The sequence below is a fragment of the Neorhizobium sp. CSC1952 genome (assembly GCF_030378245.1).
GTDB classification, from domain to species: Bacteria; Pseudomonadota; Alphaproteobacteria; order Rhizobiales; family Rhizobiaceae; genus Neorhizobium; species Neorhizobium oryzae_A.
In genome coordinates this window covers 4019736-4039166 of record NZ_CP128416.1, presented here as the reverse complement: position 1 = coordinate 4039166, position 19431 = coordinate 4019736, and the positions used below count along the sequence as shown (strand labels likewise).

Genomic DNA, 19431 nt, shown 5'->3' with positions numbered 1-19431 from the left:
AAGATGAGCAAATTGAACCAGGAAATAGTAGAGTTCATTGATCGGCTCGCGGACACGGGCAGCCACTATCGAATGGACGAGATGGACGATCTTTACACCGATGATCTCGGCTTTCTCGTTCTGACCGCTGAGGGTGAGGTGGCGCGCTTCTCGAAGTCCGAGATGTTCGCCGAATTCCGTTCCCGCCGAGACGCTGGAGAGGAACCACTGTCGACAGAAAAACGTATCCTCCACATTGAGGAGCAAGGTAACCAAGCAACTGCGCTTCTCTACAGGAGAATGAGCCAGCATGCAGATGCTGCCCTCTATGAACTGCGTCTCGTGAAGAAGGACAACGGATGGAAAGTCGCGGGAGAAACGGTTCTCCCGTGGCCCGACCTTTCTTCAGCCAAAGGCTTCCTTCCGCCTAGAGCGCAACCACAACGTTGATCGGTGCAAGGTCGCGCGACAGCAGGGTCACCTTGGCCCCGCTGTTGCGTCGACCCTGCGTAGCCGCAGCTAAAACTAGGGATCCACACAGCGTCAGGTTAGTGAGGCGACTTCCAGCACAGCGTCTGCGAAGGCCAGTGGCGCTTCCTGGGGCAGGTTATGCCCAACACCTTTCACGACCCGATGAACTCTTTTAGCAGAGAACTTGTTCGCGGAGGCGGTTCCGTCGGTAGCGGCCACGACCCCGTCGGAACCACCGTCTAGGGTAACAGTCGGCACGGTGATGACAGGTTGTTGAGCAAGTCGCCGTTCCAGTTCCGCATACTCAGGGTAGCCCGGCGCGCCACCCAGACGATGACGGTAGGAATGGATCACCACATCAACGTAGTCCAAGTTCTCGAAGGACGCCGCACTTCGCTCAAAGGTTGGCTTGTCGAAGCGCCAGGTAGGGGAATTGTCATGCCACATGATCTCGGCAATTTCTTTTCTATGCGCCTCCAGACCCGCCCTGCCCCGCTCAGTCTGGAAGTAGAACTGATACCAGAATCCGCGCTCCACCCTGGCAGGAGCGGGCTGCGCCGACTTCGCGATATCCTGGATCAAATAGCCGTTGACGGAAACGAGGCCTGAGCATCGGTCAGGCCATAGAGCCGCGGCAACGCACGCTGCCCTTCCACCCCAGTCGTATCCCGCGAATACCGCCTTCTTGATCTTCAGGGCATCTACAAGGTCCAAGAGGTCTCGTCCTATAGCGGCTTGTTGCCCCGCGCGCGGAGTATCTGCGTCAAGGAACCTGGTGTTACCATGCCCCCTCAGGTGCGGTACGATAACGCGGAAGCCTTTGGATGCCAAAAGTGGCGCAACCTCGCGGTAGCTCTGGATGTCGTATGGGAAGCCATGCAGGAGGATGGCTGTTGGTCCGTCTGAAGGACCGATTTCATAGTATCCCACTTCCAGGACACCTGCTTTCACCTGTTTCGGGGTCCCGAGGGTGTCTGTCGTCATGTCGTTACCTTCGGCCGCTACAGCGGCTCTCGATAAGGAGAGTGGCAGAGAGGCGGCTGCGGCACCAGCGACGCCAGCAAGCACCAAGCTTCGGCGGCTTATCGTGCTGTCGTTGAACATTCTTCTGCTCCTTACATTGCCATTCAGGTGCGACGCTAAGCTCATGAGCCCACGCACCGGCGAATTCAATCTCGGCGAGCCGCGTCCTCGATCAGACGGGTAACCTTGATGGGATTGGAGACCATCACGACATGCGAGCCGCCTTTCACCACGACAGTGCCCTTGGAACCTGCTCGTTCCGCCATCCAACCTAACGCCTTTGGGGGAATGTTCTTGTCGGCGTCGCCGTACACGAACCAGGAAGGAATTGATTTCCAGGCAGCACTCACCGACGGTTCAGAAAGGGCTGCCTCAATTATAGGGCGCTGGGTTGCTGCCATCAGGTCGGCCTGGGCATTGGATACATCAGCGGCGAACTGCTCGTGGAACCTGGACTGTTCAATGTATAGGTCTTTTTGGCCTCCTTCCAGAACGACGGGCTTGGCCAACGCCGAGGCTAAGGTACTGCCGGGAAACTTGCCCGACAGCTCAGCCGCCGTTTCACCGCGTTCCGGAGCGAAAGCCGCCACGAAAACCAAAGCTTTGACATTGCTCTTGGGAACCGCCGCGTCATTGATGACGGAGCCGCCATACGAGTGCCCGACCAGAACAACCGGACCCTCAATCCCGGCGACGACCCGCCGGACATAGTCGGCGTCGAATTTGACGCTACGGAGAGGGTTTGCCACGGCTACCACGGGAAAGCCGTCCTTCTCTAGCTCGCCGATGACACCATTCCAGCTCGAAGCGTCAGCGAACGCCCCGTGCACAAGCACGACAGTGGGCTTTGCGTCAGCAGCGAGGACAGAACCTGTCGTTGCGCTAAGAAACGCGGCAAAGAGGTTCGCCTTGATTACCTTCATCATTTTCGCATCCTTCCATTTTCAGGGCGCTATCAACTTTCCAGCCGACGCCCGGACAACCTTGCGGTCATCGGTGTGACCTTTCGTGCGCGGCAGGATTGAGCATGCTGCTGCTCGTGCAAGCTTCTGTGATCACGGACAATTCGTCTGGTCACACCTTGCAATTTAAGCATCTGCTGCCGCCGGGGCAGCTATACGGTGGTATGATCCGTGCTAGTTGCAGGCACGCGAAAATGTTGAGCGTGATGCTAAGGGTTCCCAGTCACAGCCTCTGTCAGACTTGCCAGCAAAGGTGGAGAGAGGCGTCTCCGTCCGGCCGTCCCGAACGTTTCCACTGGATCGGAGCGTCCGTATCGACACCTCCGCGGCCCTGCTTCGACAACAATAAATTGCCAACCTGGATTGCCTGAATGCCCTCAAGAGACTTCGCAACAACGGCTCAGCGCGCAGGGACGCTAGCTTGCTACCATCGGACGGCGTCTTCCGAGAACTCCGTGATCTTCGGTATTTCGGCCGCCAGGAAGTCCACCAGAGCGCGCACGGCAGGCGGAAGTCCTTCTCTGTGCGGCATCACTGCGGACATTCGGGCGTCCGCCGTGATCCAGCCCGGCATGAGCTGAACTAGCCTGCGGTCGGCCAGTTCGTCCTTACATATATAGCCCGGTAGCGCCGCGATCCCGAGATCGGCACAGGCCGCTTCCTTCAGCGCCACCATGTTGTTGCTGAGAAATCTCGGATCAACGGCGATCTCAAGCATGGTGCCGTCACCGTTCTGCAATTTCCAAACACCAGTGGTTCGGCCGACCATCGAGATCGTCTCATGTCGGACCAGATCCTCAGGCGCGATCGGAGTACCCTTGTCTTTCAGATAGCCGGGACTGGCGAAGAGACACCATGGCACTCTCGCGATCGCGCGCTGTACCAATCCGGAATCCTGTAGTGGCGTCACATGCCCTCGTAGGGCGAGATCGAAACCTTCACCGACAATATCTATCAACCGATCGGTCGTGATCTCTACAATTCGCACCTTAGGATACTTGTTGAGGAAGGTTGGAAGGAGGTGCTTTAGGGCAAACTGCGCGATCTCGACCGCAGTAGTTATACGAATGGTCCCGCTGGGTTCAGACACCCGCTGTCGTACGGCCTGTTCCGCCAGGTCGGCTTCACGGAGGACCTGCGTTGCGTAACGGTAAAACTCGGTGCCGACTTCAGTCATGCCGAACTGTCGCGACGTCCGGTTAAGGAGGCGAACGCCAAGGTTCACTTCGAGTTCACGCATGCGATGGCTTAGTGTGGACTTCGGCAACCGGAGAAAATTTCCGGCCGCCGTGAACCCGCCTCGATCCACGATTTGAACAAAATAGTAGATGTCACGTAAGTCGAGCATCAAGACTCCTGCCAGACGCCAATCTTGCAGGTCTCGCGAACGTTCGCAATCCTTGCGGCAGCCTGCAGGACGGTGCGGTTGACCGCGCCCTTATTGAACGAAGTCTGCGACTTCTTCCAGCGGAAGCTTTTCTATGGCCATATTGTTCTCGGCCCGGCTATTGTCGGCGTACCCGAGAGACATGCCCGCGACCACCATGTCAGTGTCGGGAATCCTAAGTTCTTCCTTCAGCAAAGGATGCTGGAGAGACCAGATCTGCTGCGCGCACGTGTCCAGACCTCGTGCCTTGGCGGCCAGCATGATGTTCTGCAGGAAACAGCCATAGCAGATAAAGCTTGCCCACTCCAGCCGACGGTCCATGGTGAAGATTAGGCCGACGGGAGCGTTAAAGAAGCGAAACTGGCGCTCGACGTCCTTTGCGCGCCCATACCGATCGCTACGGGGCACCCCCACGGCGTCGCCTAGCTGCCCACGGAACGTGTTGAACCTGCTCAAGTATGGTTCGTGTAGCGGCTGGGGGAAAAACGGGTACTCCGGCGCTAGTTTCTCCGGTCCAGCACGAAATATCTCTACCGCTTTCTCCGTAATCCTATCCCTTGATGGGCCCATGAGAACATAGCAGCGCCAAGGCTGCGTGTTGCTGGAGCTGGGTGCGTACCGGGCGATGGACAGTATCTCCCGAACGACATCCACCGATACCGCCCTGTCGAGGAAACCTCGTTTAGCCGTGCGGTCTTTCATCACCCGGTCCACGAAGTACGCAGCGGAGGCCTGATCGGTTTCTGCACGCTGGATCGTTGCGTTCATTCTCATTCCCCTTCTTGTGCTCTTACGGCACTACGAGAGTACGAGAACCAGCCTCGATGAAAAGGCGCAACGATTGCACGCATCGTCCAATATCGCGAACGCCGACATTATCGGAGGTCGGCTCTACGTCTGCACATCCTGCAGCAGGTCGATCCATCCTGGTTGGTTCCTCACGGAGCTGAGCCAGCGGGCAATGTTCTGGAATGGCCGCATATCAAATCCACCTTCGTGGGCCAGCGACACATAGGGAAAAACCGCCAAATCGGCTAAGGAGTAGTTTTCTCCGACGAGCCACTGGCGACCCTCTAGACAGCGGTCGAGTTTTTCCAGAGCCGCGGTGCCCTCCGTCAGCATCCGCGCCATGTCATCGACTTTTGCTTCGGCCAGTCCCCTGATGCGGTACATCCGCGAAAGGGCAAGGGGTTTCTGGAGATCGGCCTGCTCGAAAAACATCCAGCTATGAACGTCCGCCCGCTGCAGACGATCGTCGGGAAGCAACGGAGACCCTTCCGCTAGGTAGAGCAAGATTGCTGCAGACTCGACGATGGTGGTCCCATCATCGAGTTCCAGCACCGGAATTCGTGAGAATCGGCTCTTCTGGACGAATGAAGGCTCCCTGGTATCGCCGCGTTCGAGATCGAGCGTCACCCGTTGGAACGGCGTCCCCAGGTGGCTTAAAAGAAGCCTGACCTTCCATGAATTACCAGACAGGCGGCTGTCATATAGTCGTAGCATCGAATGGATCCGTCATATGAAGATCCATTGATAACGTCTTCCCCGGCCCTTGGCTATCACTTCGCAAGGGCTGAAGACCTGCGGCCCAAAGCCGCTTGTTGGAGTCATCTATGATGAGGACATGCCAACGGAGTCTGTCCGGACTGAGGATCACCAATCGAGGTTCTTGCGCTCCAAAGCTCGGGGAACGGCAGTTCTTCCAGCGTTGGTGTCAGCCACGCGATGCCTTCGCTTCCGAAATACGCCATTCGCTTGCCGAATGTCCGACGCGTTGCCATCAGGTGATGGTATTTCCAGTTGGTGAACTCTTCGGCGACATCCGCGAGGACCTCACCGAGATCCTTCAGGTCCTCGTCACACGAAGCATATACTGCTTTCCATGCCTCCTCCACTTCGGGGGAACAGGTCGATGGCGAAGCAGGGTTTCTGGTGAGGACGTCGGCGGGAATAGCGAAGCCACGCCGTGCAAGGTAGGCGATGACGTCATCGTAGAGGCTGGGCTCCGCCAGAACCTTCTCAAGCTGCCTCATGCGATGAGGCTGCGGCTCGAAATGTCTCAGATGCTCCGCTTGCTTGATGCCCATCAGGTAAACCATATGCCGGTAGGTCCAGCCTTGAAGAGCCGTGTCTTGACCGTGTTTCTGCACAACCTTTGAAAGCATCGACAGGAGGTCGGCTGGAGTCATCCAGGCAATTGACTTCCATGTCGCGTTAAGCGGGGCATGATGCCCCACGACCCGCCGTAGGGTGCGGACAGCTTCACGGACGTTGTTCTGCCTAAGCTGCTGCTGCGCTATCTCCATCTCTTTAATGATCAACATCCAACACAGCTCGGAGATGTGGACGGTGACGATAAACCCGTACTCCCCCGGATGATCACCCACCGTCTGCTGAAGGGAATGCAACTCGTCTACCTTTAGCCATGCGCTATAGGGGGTATGGCCTTCAGGTGTGCCTGCGGGCCAGTTCCTGCTCTCGAGGTGATTAATCATCATTGGTCCTCCTAGTAGTCTGATGTTCTTGCCTGGCAGAGTAATCTTTCCAATGCGGCCGCGACCCGCAAAAGGCCGCCATCGGAGCCCGGACGCCCCACAATCTGCAGACCTACGGGCATGGATAGCGCGGGATGCGGCATCGGGATGCTGACGGCCGGACACCCGGAGAGATTGAAAGCGCAGGTGTATGCCATAAGCGCTTCCCGCACAGAACCATCCCACCATTCGATGGACACGCTAGCTGTGCCTCTTTTGGGAGCAATGCATGGGGTGGTTGGAAGCAACAGGAATTCTGCCTCCTGAAAGAGACCGAACAAGCGAGCGTTAAATTTCCTCCGGCGTTCCTGTACCGCCGCATACGAGGAGAGTGTTAAGCCTTCTGCGGCCGCTACTCTGTCAGCCGTCTCCTTCGAGCAGTAACGCCGCAGGAAATCCATCCCGTGTCGCATCAGATGTACTGCTGAAGCTTCGAACCGCACCGTTGACGCAAAAATTTCATAGGCTTCAGAAGTGACAACTCCGCCGCGCGCGGGAAGCAGTTCGTAGCGGCTACTCACCTTGTCCAAGGCTGCCTGGAAGGCCAATGCAACTGCACGCTCCGCTGGCACGGCCGCGTCCTCGTGAGCCGAAGCGAAGGAAGGGCTGGCATCTGCGAGAAGCCCGGAGAGGTCAATACCGCATGCCTCCGCGATGATGCTCACGTCCTCAACCGTAACGCCAAGGATGCCGACGTGGTCAAGTGATGGGGAAAGCGGAAAGACACCTTCCACGGGGACGGCTCCGTAACTGGGCTTGTAGCCGACGGTGCCGCAGAGCGAGGCTGGAATCCGAACAGAGCCTCCCGTATCCGTTCCAAGTCCTACCCGAACCGCTCCGGCTGCGATAGCGGCGGCCGCGCCTCCGCTTGAGCCGCCAGGTGTACGAGACCCGTCGAAAGGATTGAGGGTGTCGCCCAGCGCCGCGCTCTCCGTCGTCACGCCCCACGCGAATTCATGTGTTGTCGTCTTTCCGACCACGACTGCGCCTTCGCGCCGGAGGCGCTCAACGACAGCCGCATCACGAGACGGGACGTGACCAAGATAGGCAGCCGAGCCGTACCCCGTTTCCATACCTCGCGTGTCGATCATATCCTTCACGGCTATAGGAAGTCCCTCCAAGGGTCTCTGCCGTCCGGAGCGGAGCCGCGCGTCCGAGGCGTCCGCCTCATCGAGTGCGGTTTTGGAGAGGGTCGAGAAGGCATTGATCTTCCCATTGCATGTTCGAATGCGCTCGAATGCCATTTCTGCGGCGGAACGTGCGGTGAGCATTCCTTCGCGTAGCGAAAGCAGCAGTTCACTAACGGATCGATCCGCAGGAAGAAGGCCATCCGAACCGTTGTTTTCGACAGCGCTCACCACATCGCCTCCAAGAGCGGCAGCAGCTTCTCCTCCGCCCCGGGACCGAGGTCACGGACCTCGTCAGGGTAGTTTTCCTGCAGAAGAGACGCGACATCGGGCAGTGCCTCTCTCGCTAGCCTAAGGTCGCTGAGGGTGGAAGGCAGGCCTAAATGTTTCACCGTCTGGGCTATAACCCGGGCCAAATACTCTGCCGGGGCAGCTGCATTCTCTTCCGGCGCGAATGGGCGCAGTTTGCTTCCATAGAACGCTGACGTAGCGGACATGACCGGCGCAAGGGTGACACAGGAGGTCATGCTATGGGGCAACTCGAAAGTCCCGCCAAGTATGTGGCCGATGCGATGGCTAAGGCCGTAGACAACCGACGCGGGGTAGAAGTAGCAGTGCCACGCGCTGAGCTGGAGCGCGAGAATATCTTCTAGCGTCACCAGTCCCTTCGCTAACGCGTCTTCCGTTTCCAGCTGCTTCGGCCAATTCCCGAGAACAGACAGGAACCTGCGAACCCCTTGAGCCGCCAGGATCGCATGCGGATGCTCCGTTCCCACTTTCCTCATTCCCTCAAGTGCGTGGTCCATCCCTTTGATGGCGGACGAAAGAAGGAGTGGTCTGGGCGTTCTCCGCATCAGGTCGGGGTCGATGATTACGTGTCGAGGCGTCGTGTCCCGCACAGCGTAGCTGCGCTTGAACCTAGTCCCTCCACTCGTCTCAGTTATCCCGAAGTAGTGAGAGAATTCCGATCCTGATAGCGTGGTGGGAAGAGCGACGATAGGGAGGAAACTTCCCGTTCCCAGGTGGTGCGCGTGCGAGACGGCCTTGGCGGCGTCAAGCACGGACCCTCCGCCGCAAGCAACTATCAGACCCGCTCCTGCAGATTTTGCAGCGCCCAGCGCAGCCTCGACGGCGAAATCGGGAACATGCGGGGGGAAATCCAGATACCTTGAACATGTCTTCCCAAGCCCAGGCGCGACAGTTTCCTCCAGTACGTTTACCAATTCCGGGATGCTGAATAGTATCGGTTTCTGCGTGAATTGTTCTCTGACCTGGCGCAACGCGGGCGCAACTACATCCTTTCCCCAGATCACCGATGACTGGGGAAGGAAACGGATCTCGCTCATCTGGGCTCTCCCCTGCTTAGTGACCGAAACGCTTAGTTTAAGGTTGGACTGGCACTGGAGCTGGGCGGAACGCTATATGGCGTTCGATAGCGGTGCGATCGGCCTCCTGGTCTTCAGGCAGGCACAACTTCTTGCCCAACTGGCCCGGCTCCTCATCAAGGGTAAACTCGCTCGGGGTCGACAGCGCGCAAATGTGGCCATCCGGATCACGGAAGTAAAATTGCTGCGCGTAGGGAGTTGCCTGGATTTGGGAGACGCTTACGCCGAGACGGGACAGTCTTCCGTGCTGGTCCGCAAGCGCAGCGTCATTTTCGACATTTAGCGAGAAGTGGTGAGCCAATCCGGTACCCAGCCTCCCCGGCTTATAGCCCGGTAGGCCAAAGAAAGTCAGCACTGAGCCCGGCGAGAGGTCGTCGTCGCAACCATAATAGAAGTGGGTGCCACCCTTCTCGTCGAGATAATCTGTCTTCTTGATCAAGTGCAGCCCGACCGTCTCGACGAAGAACTTCTCGGTCCGCTCAGCGTTGCTGGAAACTGAGGTGATGTGATGGAAGCCGCGGAGCGCGAAGTGCGGAGTGATCGTCTCCACAGGCTCTGGCCAGGTTTCTGACGCCACCGAGAGTTCGTCGCGTCCCCCGATAAGGTTCTCCTTTGGTTGCGGGCGAAATCCCGAGCCCAGAACGGCCTCGTCGTGGCCAAAGCCTGGCTCGCTGGTTGCGATTTCGATGATCGCTCCGTCCGGGTCGCGGAGGTAGATGGCGTGGAAATAGTGGCGGTTGTAGGGGCCAGTTACGTGAATCCCGTGATCAGTCAGGCGGCGCTTCCACTTAAGAAGTCCGTTTCGATCAGGCACATGCAGCGCGAGATGGTGGTTGGTACCAGCGCCCCACCGACCCCGCGGATCTCCGGCCCGAGGAGAGGACACGCCATCAGCAGCTTGCTGAGGATCGACGAAACCGGCCTCAGGCATCATGTAGAAGATGGGGTTCCATTCAATGTAGGTGATCGTCTCGCGCCGCTTTTTTTCGCCAGGATGTTCAGCGAAGCCGAACGTGATCACGGGCAAGCGGTTGTCGAGATTGTGGACCGTTCTCTTGACGACTGGCAGACCGAGCAGTTGGGAAAAGAACTGCTCGGTACGGCGGATATTCGCGGACACGAAGGTCTGGCTGTTAACGCCTTTGATGATCATCTCATTCATTGTTCCACCTCTTTTTAGTTGTCTGGTTTAGGCCGAAAGCCGTTCATCTTCAGCCGAAGCTCTGGCCTCGAGCAGGGCGCTGGCCACGTGGGCGACACGGTGGCCTTGGTAGCGAGCTACCGCGAGGTCAGCCTCGCCTGGAGCCACCGTGTCCCGAGCCGAAACGTGCGTCGCGCCGTAGGGAGTACCGGCCGCAAACATGGATGGATCAGAGTAGCCAAGAGGGACGATGATCAGGCCGAGATGAGCCATCGGTCCATACAGCGACAGGAGCGTCGCTTCGTTTCCTCCATGCTTGGAGGAAGTAGACCCGAACACCGATCCAGCCTTTCCGTTAAGCTTGCCCTGCATCCAGAGGCCCCCTAGCCCGTCGATGTAAGCTTTCAGTTCCGAAGAGACGGATCCGAATCGGGTAGGCGTTCCGAAAACGATCGCGTCCGCCCAGTCGGCATCCTGCTCCGTGGGAGCTTCGTACTTCTCGTTCATCGCATCAGCGGCCACGCCCCACCCCGGCACGGACTCCATGATCTCCCGCGACACCAACTCCCGGGCGCGCCTCAACCTGACTTCTGCTCCATTTGAACGCGCCCCTTCCGCTATCGCATTGGCGAGGCTTTCCGTTGATCCATTGCGTGAATGGAATACGATCAACACCTTGGGCATCTTCACTCCTGACTAAGCATACGGGTACGATCGGTAGCGCGATGCTGCCGTCGGTTGCCCGTTTCGGTTCTAGGTTGACGCGGCCACCAGGGCCCGCAAGTCGCCGAGTTTACGCAAATGGGAGTAAGGCGGAAGCCCGTCCTGCAAGACCCACCGTCCAACCGATTGAACGATCCCACGACGGAAGAATGCGAAAAAGGCATTGCAAACGCAGCAACCCTCATCTCGGTCGCATCACCGACACCCGGCGATTTTTCTCAGGAAGGAGGCAGCCCGTTCAAGCGTGAGGGAAGCGCGGCGGCAAAATAGGCAAAGGAGTGTCAATGTTACTGATTGACACTCCTTTGCCTATTGAGGAGCTTACTCGGTTACGACGAGAGCGGGAGATCCATCACGTTTGCGCCAACATCGACTGCGAACCTACCCGCGCACTTGGCCTGAGAACGCGATCCACCGGACGAGCTCAAGCATTCCCGGCACCCCGGTGGAAGGGCTTGAGTAGAGAATCCAGAAGCGGGGCATTTCGGTTGAACTGGTTGAGCATCCGCGGAGCGGTTTATCTGCGGGATGTCTACAGGTCGCCACTCAAAAAGCCGCGCCCCACCTGAGCTACCGTCTTTGAATATATCCTTGTCAAGGGCTATGGCGAAGTCTGCATGGATCGGATCGCAGAAGCCTATAAAAAGCATCCTTTGATGCCAGGTCGTGACAGCGGTGCTGTACTTGACTTCAATAAGCGCCAGGGTGCCATCCCAATGTGAGTGCTTCAGAGGATTTCTATCCGCCTGAAGTGCTCGGTCCGAATAGGCGTACACCTCAGGCAGAAGAAAGAAGCTGTCGATTTCCCGGCAGGTATCCTGGCCATCCTCCCGCACCAGTTCACTTTCAGTGTTGATGGAACCGCTGTGATAGTCGCGACGATACGCCTTCCCAACCACCTCGAAGCTTCTGTAGCAAAAGGCATTGCGGAATATAACGACTTCCATGGTACCCCTCACGTTGTCCGAACGACGGAGTTTCTGCATCCGCTCTCGCAGATCCATGGCGTACTCGCGGTAAGAAGTGGTGGTCATGGTGCTGCCCTTCGCTAGGTGATGGTAGGGACCGACGGCCCTAGTGCGATGGACAGGTTCCGCCGCTCCCGTCGGGGTCATCACGATCATAAGCGGACGGCGTGCACGTCCAAGCTATACATCCGTTTGCTTAAATTGCCTGGTGACGAACAGCCACCAACATGATGCGAGGTCCGGGTTTGCCCGAACCTCGCTGGATCAGTCGGATGCATCGGCAGGACGGTGCGTGCATCATCGAGTACCGTCAGCCATTTAGCGCAGGCGGACGCGTAATTTGGCGTCGACTGCTAGCGGTTAATAGTCCCAGAAGACCGGTACCCAACGAAAAGCTTCGCCGGAGACAGCCACTCGGCCGATAGAGGGGAACGGCAGATGGGTTGCCACCAGCAGCTCGCCCGTCGCCGCTAGTTCCCGCAAAAGATCAACGCGGACGCGGGCTGCCTCTTCAGGGTCGTGCTCGAAGCCGTTATGCCACTCTGGCTGATCGAATCCGACCGGAAACACAGCGTCTCCGGCGAAAGTTAACGCTTCGCCACCAGACGCCAAACGGATCACGCAGTGTCCTGGTGTGTGTCCGCCCGTGCGACGGGCCACTACTCCAGGTGCTACCTCGTACTCGTCATCGAACATCCGAAGCTGGTTGTGGTACTCGTTCAGAAAACGCTTGGAGGTCGCCTTAAGCGCGTCCGGGAAACCCTGCGGCATGTTCGTTTGGGAGAAATCGGGGGCTTCCCAGAACTTGACCTCGGAGGCCGCCACATGGATCTTCAGGTCGGGGCGTAGCCGTTCCTTAACGCCTTCGACGAGAAGCCCGCCGATGTGGTCCATGTGCAAGTGAGTAAGCACCACGTCGGTTACGGATCCGAGATCGATATCCGCGGCTTCCAGCCGCTTTACCAATTGCCCAGCCCTCGGCAAGTGCAAGTCCGGGTCCAGCCCAAGTCCTGCATCGACGAGAATAGTCTGCTCGCCGCTACGCACCACCACCGCATTCAGCGGCCAGTCAAATGCATCTGGCGGAAGAAACATGTTCTCCATCCATGTCGCCCGCACAGCGGGATCGGCGTTGTGTCCCAACATCTTAGTTGGGAGCGGCAGCACTCCATCGCTGACTACCATAACGTCAATCTCGCCAATCCGCAGCGCGTAGCGCGACGGAACGAGCTCCTCGGCACCCGATTTACCGGGATGAAAGGTGTTGTCCGAGGGAATATTTGATTGCGAGGTAAGGGCTTTTGCTTCTGACTGCGACATGACGCACTCCTTTTGCGTGGAAACTAGCCTGCCACCTTCCATCCGGTAGAACGCTGACATCGCATACGTGAGGTGTTTCCGCGCTCGAACTTGATCTGATCATTGCCGTCCAAGCGCTTCTCGGTGACGGCTGTCGTCAACTTATGTTCGCCCTCAAGCGCCGATAATCCAAACTTAGGTTTAGGAGTGGCGTCTACCGCACAACACCTTTGCCTTCATTCCTCAAGCAGGTCGGACGCCGGTTGCGTCGAAGCGCTTCTACTCAGTTGCGCAGAGCTATGCAGACCCAATACGACAAACCAACGTATAACTATTGCCGAGGCAGGGGCGGGCTTATCTTGTGAACGTCGCCGCTCTGATCCCCCTCACTATCGGCGGCAACCTCCGGTCCCGCCGCCTCCCCGGCCGGAGTAGCGGATCTCTCTCCGCTCAGGCCGCCCCTTAAATCGGGGCGGCCTTTCTTTTCGAGCGGATCTCCAGCAATGCCCCCTCCCCGCCTGACTGACGATGTGTCCAGTTGCGCCCACCTTGGCTCCCATTGAACAGGTGATTGGATTGCCTGCTGGCTAAAGCGTCTTACTATTAGCGATATCAGGCGTCGGCTATATTGGATTGAGCAAGAGAGGTGCCAGCACTGGCCAACCTTTGAGTCGACGCCACAGGCCTTGTTTGGATCATACGCCGCTGATTAGCACTCGTCTCCCAATGGCCTCCCCGATCAGCCGTGTCAGGACCGATCTTTTCCTTCAGGAGCCGTGCCAAGTAAAAGGCCCTTAGTGACCGCATAGCAGCATGGAATAGCCGTCGATCTCGGGGCCAGTCACACGCGGCATCTTTGGCACCAAAGGGCGGGCAACTACATAAACGCGAGCAGACAACCGCTGGAGAGCGGCTGTCTGTAGCCGGGAACGCTTTACTTCAACCCGGCCTTATCGAGGCCAAATGCCTTGTCGGCAGACCCGGGTACGGCTTTGACCGCGATGCTAACGCGGTTCCAGGCATTGATCGCCATGACCTGGAACGTCAGGTCGGAGAGCTCCTTCTCCGAGAACTGCCCGCGAACCTTCTCATAGAGATCATCCGCAACGCCTCCGTCTGATAGCTTCGTAAGCGCTTCAGTCCAGGCGAGAGCTGCGCGCTCGCGAGGGCTAAACAACGTCGAACCCCGCCAAGCGGCGACGTGGTGCAGGCGTAGCGGCCGTTCCTCGTGCATCCGCGCTTCTTTGGAATGCATGTCCAGGCAGAAGGTGCACCCGTTGATTTGCGACGCCCTGATGTCGACTAGGTCCAGGATTGACTGCTCGATAGAGCCCTTTTTGATTTCGTTGCTGAACGCCATCAGACCCTTGAAGTGCTCAGGTGAAAGTTGAGCGTAGTTAAGCCGCTGTGTCATGTTCTGTCGTCCATCTCAAAATATTTGTTTGCAGGGGAGCCCAACATCGTATGCGTTTAGGCGTAAGGATGATGGTGCACATTAAAACCCTATTGTAGCTATACGTCTGTTGGGGAGGTGCGACGGCGAAGGGAGTTCCGGTTGCCGCAGTCCGAATTTCCACGCGCTAAAAAGCAAGATTCCGAACCCAGCAACAACGATGGGCGAACCGAAGTGCTGACGCTATGATGCGAAAGATATCGAACCTACGAGGCCAGGGGATCACCGAAACAGCTTCTACCCACCTGGACGGTTCGCCATCGAGGTTTGGAAGATCGACTACGGCCGAGAAGCAGCGACAAGCGGCGCGGCCATATGGCCGACATCTGCGATCATACGACGTGTATGTCACCTCACGCATCGACAACTTGGATTGGATTTGAGCATATGCCGCCGAGAGCTCCAGACGCTTCCATCACAACAAGGGGTTCCTTCCAAGGGGCCCATGTGGGCGACGCTCGCTTTCACTCTTCCGCCTGCACCACCTTCAGAACCTAGCATGTCTCGACTGCCCAGACCGACACCGAATACTTCGCGGGAGCGCCCTAACATGCAGCACCCGCCATTGGTCGCAGTTATCGACGACGACGAATCCGTTAGGGAGTCCCTCCTCGATCTACTTGAAGTATTCCGCTACTCGGCAGTCACTTTCGCGTCGGCCCGCGAATTTCTTGAGTCTCCGCGTCTTGCCGATGCCGACTGCCTCCTCCTTGATATTTCAATGCCGGAAATGAACGGCGTCGAGCTCTACAACGAATTGAGACGGCGGAAAAATCATAAACCCGTCGTGTTCATGACAGGACATGCGCAGCACGCGGTTATCAATGAAGCAAGACGCGCTGGCACATGCTTGTTCAAGCCATTCACCAGCAACGACCTTCGCTCGGCCCTAGAAACTGCGGTCAACTCCTAACGGAACGATCTCAGGCAGCATCCGCGACCTCGACCGTCGGCAATGTGAAGAAGAAAGTGGCCCCTCGCTCCGAATTGTTTTCGGCCCACAAACGTCCTCCGTGTGCCTCGACTATGGACCGGCAAATCGCCAGACCCATGCCCATTCCCTCCCCTTTGGTCGTGAAGAAGGGTTCGAAAATTCGATCAGGATTCTGGACACCCGGTCCGCTGTCTTTGATCGCAACCTGTAGCCATCCTGCCACCTCTTCGGCCGTGACCTCGATCAAGCGATCGTCCTGGCGGGGGTCCATTGCCTCCATTGCGTTCCGAACAAGATTTACCAATACCTGCTGGATTTGGATCCTGTCGAGTACCGCCTCGGGAAGATGTTCGCTAACGGACGCTTGCACCCGGACGCTTCGCCGTGCCGCCTCCTCGGCCATGAGTTCCCTTGCATCCGCGACGACCGCCGCGAGTGACGTTGTCGATTTGGCCTCGTTAGAGTGCCTGAACAGAGCACGTATTCTAGTCACGACAGCAGTTGCGGTGTTAGCGCTTCTGATAACTCGCTCTAGTGCCCTCTGGGCACGCTCCAGGTTCGGCGGCTCCGCTGACAGCCATTGCTGGCAAGCATCAGAACTCGATAGCAGAGCCGCGAGCGGCTGCCCCACTTCGTGCGCGATCGAAGCCGTGAGTTCCGCCATGCTGGCAGCCTGGCTCGCACGAGCAAGATTTCGTTGTGCGAGGCCTAGTTCCTCCTGGGCACGGATCAAATCGTCGATATCCAAGCAGACACCATTCCATTGTACGATTTTGCCCTCCTCGTCGAGCATCGCCGCCGATCGAGTTTCAACCCAGCGGTAGGTACCGTCAAAACGTCTGAGGCGGTGTTTCATTACGTAAGGAATGCCCGTGGAAAGCGACCGAGCATAGCGCTCCCTCACAGCCGGAAGATCGTCAGGATGAATGATGGCCGCGAGCGTGCCCTCCAGTCTCGTAGGGCCGATGTTGTCCTTGTCCTCAATATTGAAACCGAGGAACTCACGGAGCCTCTGGCTTCGGTAGATTGGCTTTCCTTCTGGAGTGCTGCAATAAATCAAAGCAGGAAGAGTCTCGACGAGCCGTTGAAGCGATCTCTCCCTTTCTCGCAGCGACTGCTGCACCTTCATCTCGTCGTCCACGTCGATCGTCATGCCGAACCATTCGGAAATCTCACCGTCTCGGGCATGAAGGGGCTCAAACCGACCATCGGTCCAACGATAGGATCCTTCCTTATCCAGTCTACGGTAGCGTACGGAGAAGGCCTCACCGCCCATTGTGCCCCGTCGCATCTGTTCTGCGACTTGAGCGACTTCATCGGGATGAACGCGCGACAATACGGCCGCCGCCAATTCTTCGCGGGTCGTGATCGGACCGCCCAGGTCTTCGAGGTACCGCTGATTGATGTAGGAGAGCCTACCATCTGGTGTCCAGCTGCACACGTGCACCGGGAACGCACCGACCAGCCGCTGAAGGTGCCATTCGCTACGCTGCAGTGCCTCCTCCGCGTGCACCTGATCGTCAATGTCGTGACATAGCCCGTACCATTGTGTGATCCGGCCCTCGCGGTCACGCATCGCCACAGCTCGACTCGACATCCATCGAAACGTTCCGTCTGAACGCCGCAGTCTGTACCTCGATTCAAAACTATCGCCCGTGAGTAGCGACTGCTTCAACGCCTGCCCGAAAACGGTGTGATCATCGGGGTGGATGGCGAGGTTTATCATAGCCTCCAGACGACTTAGTCCCGGCTTCTCGATTTGCGGAACGTCAATCCCGAGATACTCAACCATTCGCGTGTTGAAGAAGTTGGGTTCGCCATCCGGTCCGAGCCGCCAAATGTTGCTCGGCACCATGTTGACCAGTTGCAGGAGTTCTCGCTCACGCTCGTGGAGTGCCTCCATGGTTTTACGCTGTACGTCGATGTCTATCGATGTCCCATACCAACCGACAATGTCGCCGCTTCTGTCCCGTACACAACGAGCCGCGCTACGGGCCCAAGCATACCCGGTCGTTCGGCGAATACGGAACTCAGCGTTAAAAGGGTCTCCAGTGCGCAGAGATCGCAGCCAGCTCTCAGTCACTTCGTTACGTTCATCAGGATGGAGGAGCTTTGCCCAGGCGGATACGCCGTCCGCAATGGATTCATTTAGCTGTTCCGGCGTGAAGCCGAGGGTCGTCTGCGCGAAGATGGGCAGGTATATCCACCTTCCTTCAGCGTCGAAGGCCCAGCCGTTTCCGAAAAGGTTCTCGATTTTTTTCGCTGCAGCGACAGGTTCGGAGGGGTCACGAGGCGCGGTGTCTGTCCACGCAATCCGATTTGCCGAGGTATCAAGTTCATCAACCTCAACCGCTAACTTGGTTCCTGGTTCTGACCTGACTTTGTTCCACTGCAAACTGCCATCAGGTTGGCGCACGCGCAGGCTCATGACCTGCGTGACGTCGGTCCAAAACGCGCGCGAAGAGGCGAACGCAGCAGCCTCCCGATCGGCTTCATGAATCATGACGCCGGTATCAGCCTCGCTCGCATCCTGTCTCGACTTCCTCGATGGGGTCAGAGGGCGGCTCGACTGTGGTGTGACCGTATCTGCCTTCGAGAACGTAATCGCCCTTGCGATGCAGAGGGCGGCCGCGCAAAGTATCGTAAACGATATTGCCTGCTGTCTTACTACTCCCTGAAAGAGGACTGCCGTTCCAGCAAACACGATCAAGCCAGCGAGAAGCAGGACGTTCGCAATTTTCAGGTCACCCCGGCGAGCAAAAAGTAGGACAATCGTGAAAAGCGGTAGGAAACCCAGGATCGAGGAACCAAACCATAACGTAATAATCCCGATCGCCAGGGCCACTATGAGAAGGAAGGTGTGCTGTGCCTTTCGAATAACCATCCCAGCCTCTATGGCGCGCACCACAAACCAACCGGGCGCTTGAAGCGTATCTTTGCTTGAAGACTACCTAAAACTGTCACAGCCGCGACCGCAAGCGCTACGGCCGCTGTCACCTCACCGAGTATGTCATTTATGGTCAATTGTGGAGTGACACACCAATAGGCTCGAAGGCGGTCACGCCTGGTAGTTCGGCGGCGAGGAAGTCGACAAGTGAACGAACCGCTGGCAGCAGGCCATTTCTGTAAGGCATGAGCGCGCTCATCCGAGCATCGGCGGCGATCCAGCCGGGCAGAGTTTGGCGAAGTCTCCCCGCCCTGATCTCCTCTCGGCAAATGTAGCCTGGAAGAGCAGCGATCCCGAGGTTTGCGCACGCTGCCTCCCTGAGAGCAATTAAGTTATTGCTCAGGAACCTTGGCTCGATCGCCACCTCGGCTATTTGTCCCGGTAGTCCGGTCAGTCGCCACATTTCGGCACCGTGTCGATCCATTGCGAGAGTTGAATGATGGGCCAAGCTGTAAGGATCACAGACCTCGCCTGCCTCCTCCAGGTACTCAGGGCTGGCAAACAGAAGCCATGGGACGCTAGCTATACCACGCTGTATCAGTGCCGAATCCTGAAGTGGCGATACATGCCCCCGTATCGCCAGATCGAAGCCCTCGCCCACCAAATCGACGAGCCGGTCGGTGGCTATTTCGACTATCTTTACCTTTGCGTGCCTCTTCAGAAAGACGGGGATGAGGTCACGCAGCGCGAACTGAGCGATCTCGACTGCTGTCGTTATCCGAACGGTTCCACTGGGTTCGGTCAGCCTCTGACGAACAAACTCCTCCGCCGCCTCGGCACTGTAAATCATCTGAAGCGCATACTGGTAGAATTCAGAGCCCACGTCAGTCATCCCGAACTGCCGCGATGTCCGATTTATCAGGCGCACGCCTAGGTTCGTTTCCAATACTCGCACCCTGTGGCTTAGGGTCGATTTCGGAATCCTTAAGCTTTGGCTAGCGGAGGTGAACCCTCCGCGGTCAACGACCTGCACGAAGAAGTATACATCCTTGATATCAAGCATCGCCAATAACCAAATTCACACCACCTCTGAGCAAGACGAAGGCTCGTACGCCTCGGATGATCCAAGCCGATCAGATCACGGTTGAACAGGAATTC

General features: G+C 57.6%; 17 protein-coding genes. 2 read left to right on the top strand and 15 right to left on the bottom strand.

What is annotated here, in order from left to right; genetic code table 11:
* Positions 1 to 3: 3 nt before the first annotated feature.
* Positions 4 to 429 (top strand): nuclear transport factor 2 family protein, encoded by a 426-nt coding sequence (locus QTA58_RS19465; protein ID WP_289670337.1) that lies wholly within the window; start codon positions 4 to 6, stop codon positions 427 to 429.
* A gap of 93 nt (positions 430 to 522) precedes the next feature.
* Here the strand turns inward: QTA58_RS19465 and QTA58_RS19460 are convergent, their stop codons facing one another.
* The 13 genes from QTA58_RS19460 to QTA58_RS19400 form a co-directional block, all read right to left on the bottom strand.
* The gene (locus QTA58_RS19460; RefSeq protein WP_289673223.1) at positions 523 to 1434 is read right to left on the bottom strand and encodes an alpha/beta hydrolase; all 912 of its coding nucleotides are present in this window, start codon (positions 1432 to 1434) and stop codon (positions 523 to 525) included.
* Positions 1435 to 1619: 185 nt separating this feature from the next.
* Entirely contained in the window at positions 1620 to 2399 is a 780-nt protein-coding gene (locus tag QTA58_RS19455) for an alpha/beta hydrolase (protein WP_289670335.1), read from the bottom strand.
* 460 nt (positions 2400 to 2859) lie between these two features.
* A complete protein-coding gene (locus QTA58_RS19450) occupies positions 2860 to 3783 on the bottom strand; it encodes a LysR substrate-binding domain-containing protein (protein WP_289670333.1) in 924 nt (307 codons plus the stop codon).
* Between the two features lie 90 nt (positions 3784 to 3873).
* Positions 3874 to 4590: a nitroreductase gene (locus tag QTA58_RS19445; RefSeq protein ID WP_289670331.1), complete on the bottom strand. Its 717-nt coding sequence runs from the start codon at positions 4588 to 4590 to the stop codon at positions 3874 to 3876.
* 123 nt (positions 4591 to 4713) lie between these two features.
* On the bottom strand, positions 4714 to 5325 hold the full coding sequence (locus tag QTA58_RS19440) for a glutathione S-transferase family protein (protein WP_289670329.1): 612 nt from the start codon (positions 5323 to 5325) through the stop codon (positions 4714 to 4716).
* Positions 5326 to 5429: 104 nt separating this feature from the next.
* A complete protein-coding gene (locus tag QTA58_RS19435) occupies positions 5430 to 6320 on the bottom strand; it encodes a tryptophan 2,3-dioxygenase family protein (RefSeq protein ID WP_289670328.1) in 891 nt (296 codons plus the stop codon).
* An 8-nt stretch (positions 6321 to 6328) separates the two neighbouring features.
* Positions 6329 to 7714 carry an amidase gene (locus QTA58_RS19430; protein WP_289670327.1) on the bottom strand — a complete coding sequence of 462 codons (1386 nt, stop codon included), beginning with the start codon at positions 7712 to 7714 and terminating at the stop codon, positions 6329 to 6331.
* On the bottom strand, positions 7711 to 8829 hold the full coding sequence (locus QTA58_RS19425; protein WP_289670326.1) for an iron-containing alcohol dehydrogenase: 1119 nt from the start codon (positions 8827 to 8829) through the stop codon (positions 7711 to 7713). Before QTA58_RS19425 ends, QTA58_RS19430 begins: the two co-directional genes overlap by 4 nt.
* Before the next feature lie 37 nt (positions 8830 to 8866).
* On the bottom strand, positions 8867 to 10030 hold the full coding sequence (locus tag QTA58_RS19420) for a VOC family protein (RefSeq protein WP_289670324.1): 1164 nt from the start codon (positions 10028 to 10030) through the stop codon (positions 8867 to 8869).
* Between the two features lie 27 nt (positions 10031 to 10057).
* Positions 10058 to 10693, bottom strand: coding sequence for an NAD(P)H:quinone oxidoreductase (gene wrbA / locus QTA58_RS19415; protein WP_210248733.1), 636 nt, complete (start codon positions 10691 to 10693; stop codon positions 10058 to 10060).
* A 368-nt stretch (positions 10694 to 11061) separates the two neighbouring features.
* Positions 11062 to 11766, bottom strand: a complete 705-nt coding sequence (locus tag QTA58_RS19410; RefSeq protein WP_289670321.1) for a hypothetical protein — start codon at positions 11764 to 11766, stop codon at positions 11062 to 11064.
* A 294-nt stretch (positions 11767 to 12060) separates the two neighbouring features.
* Positions 12061 to 13020: an MBL fold metallo-hydrolase gene (locus tag QTA58_RS19405; RefSeq protein WP_289670319.1), complete on the bottom strand. Its 960-nt coding sequence runs from the start codon at positions 13018 to 13020 to the stop codon at positions 12061 to 12063.
* Between the two features lie 913 nt (positions 13021 to 13933).
* Positions 13934 to 14413 (bottom strand): carboxymuconolactone decarboxylase family protein, encoded by a 480-nt coding sequence (locus QTA58_RS19400; protein ID WP_289670317.1) that lies wholly within the window; start codon positions 14411 to 14413, stop codon positions 13934 to 13936.
* Positions 14414 to 15002: 589 nt separating this feature from the next.
* Between QTA58_RS19400 and QTA58_RS19395 the strand changes: the two genes are divergently transcribed.
* Positions 15003 to 15365, top strand: a complete 363-nt coding sequence (locus QTA58_RS19395; protein ID WP_289670316.1) for a response regulator — start codon at positions 15003 to 15005, stop codon at positions 15363 to 15365.
* Between the two features lie 10 nt (positions 15366 to 15375).
* Here the strand turns inward: QTA58_RS19395 and QTA58_RS19390 are convergent, their stop codons facing one another.
* Positions 15376 to 18270: a PAS domain-containing protein gene (locus tag QTA58_RS19390; protein ID WP_289670314.1), complete on the bottom strand. Its 2895-nt coding sequence runs from the start codon at positions 18268 to 18270 to the stop codon at positions 15376 to 15378.
* Between the two features lie 136 nt (positions 18271 to 18406).
* Positions 18407 to 19336, bottom strand: coding sequence for a LysR substrate-binding domain-containing protein (locus QTA58_RS19385; RefSeq protein ID WP_289670312.1), 930 nt, complete (start codon positions 19334 to 19336; stop codon positions 18407 to 18409).
* Between the last annotated feature and the right edge of the window lie 95 nt (positions 19337 to 19431).

Excerpts from the sequence above, each read along its gene's own strand:
- QTA58_RS19465 (WP_289670337.1), top strand. The coding sequence starts at position 4 with ATGAGCAAATTGAACCAGGAAATAGTAGAGTTCATTGATCGGCTCGCG.
- QTA58_RS19460 (WP_289673223.1), bottom strand. The coding sequence starts at position 1,434 with ATGACGACAGACACCCTCGGGACCCCGAAACAGGTGAAAGCAGGTGTC.
- QTA58_RS19455 (WP_289670335.1), bottom strand. The coding sequence starts at position 2,399 with ATGATGAAGGTAATCAAGGCGAACCTCTTTGCCGCGTTTCTTAGCGCA.
- QTA58_RS19450 (WP_289670333.1), bottom strand. The coding sequence starts at position 3,783 with ATGCTCGACTTACGTGACATCTACTATTTTGTTCAAATCGTGGATCGA.
- QTA58_RS19445 (WP_289670331.1), bottom strand. The coding sequence starts at position 4,590 with ATGAACGCAACGATCCAGCGTGCAGAAACCGATCAGGCCTCCGCTGCG.
- QTA58_RS19440 (WP_289670329.1), bottom strand. The coding sequence starts at position 5,325 with ATGCTACGACTATATGACAGCCGCCTGTCTGGTAATTCATGGAAGGTC.
- QTA58_RS19435 (WP_289670328.1), bottom strand. The coding sequence starts at position 6,320 with ATGATGATTAATCACCTCGAGAGCAGGAACTGGCCCGCAGGCACACCT.
- QTA58_RS19425 (WP_289670326.1), bottom strand. The coding sequence starts at position 8,829 with ATGAGCGAGATCCGTTTCCTTCCCCAGTCATCGGTGATCTGGGGAAAG.
- QTA58_RS19420 (WP_289670324.1), bottom strand. The coding sequence starts at position 10,030 with ATGAATGAGATGATCATCAAAGGCGTTAACAGCCAGACCTTCGTGTCC.
- wrbA (WP_210248733.1), bottom strand. The coding sequence starts at position 10,693 with ATGCCCAAGGTGTTGATCGTATTCCATTCACGCAATGGATCAACGGAA.
- QTA58_RS19410 (WP_289670321.1), bottom strand. The coding sequence starts at position 11,766 with ATGACCACCACTTCTTACCGCGAGTACGCCATGGATCTGCGAGAGCGG.
- QTA58_RS19405 (WP_289670319.1), bottom strand. The coding sequence starts at position 13,020 with ATGTCGCAGTCAGAAGCAAAAGCCCTTACCTCGCAATCAAATATTCCC.
- QTA58_RS19400 (WP_289670317.1), bottom strand. The coding sequence starts at position 14,413 with ATGACACAGCGGCTTAACTACGCTCAACTTTCACCTGAGCACTTCAAG.
- QTA58_RS19395 (WP_289670316.1), top strand. The coding sequence starts at position 15,003 with ATGCAGCACCCGCCATTGGTCGCAGTTATCGACGACGACGAATCCGTT.
- QTA58_RS19390 (WP_289670314.1), bottom strand. The coding sequence starts at position 18,270 with ATGGTTATTCGAAAGGCACAGCACACCTTCCTTCTCATAGTGGCCCTG.
- QTA58_RS19385 (WP_289670312.1), bottom strand. The coding sequence starts at position 19,336 with ATGCTTGATATCAAGGATGTATACTTCTTCGTGCAGGTCGTTGACCGC.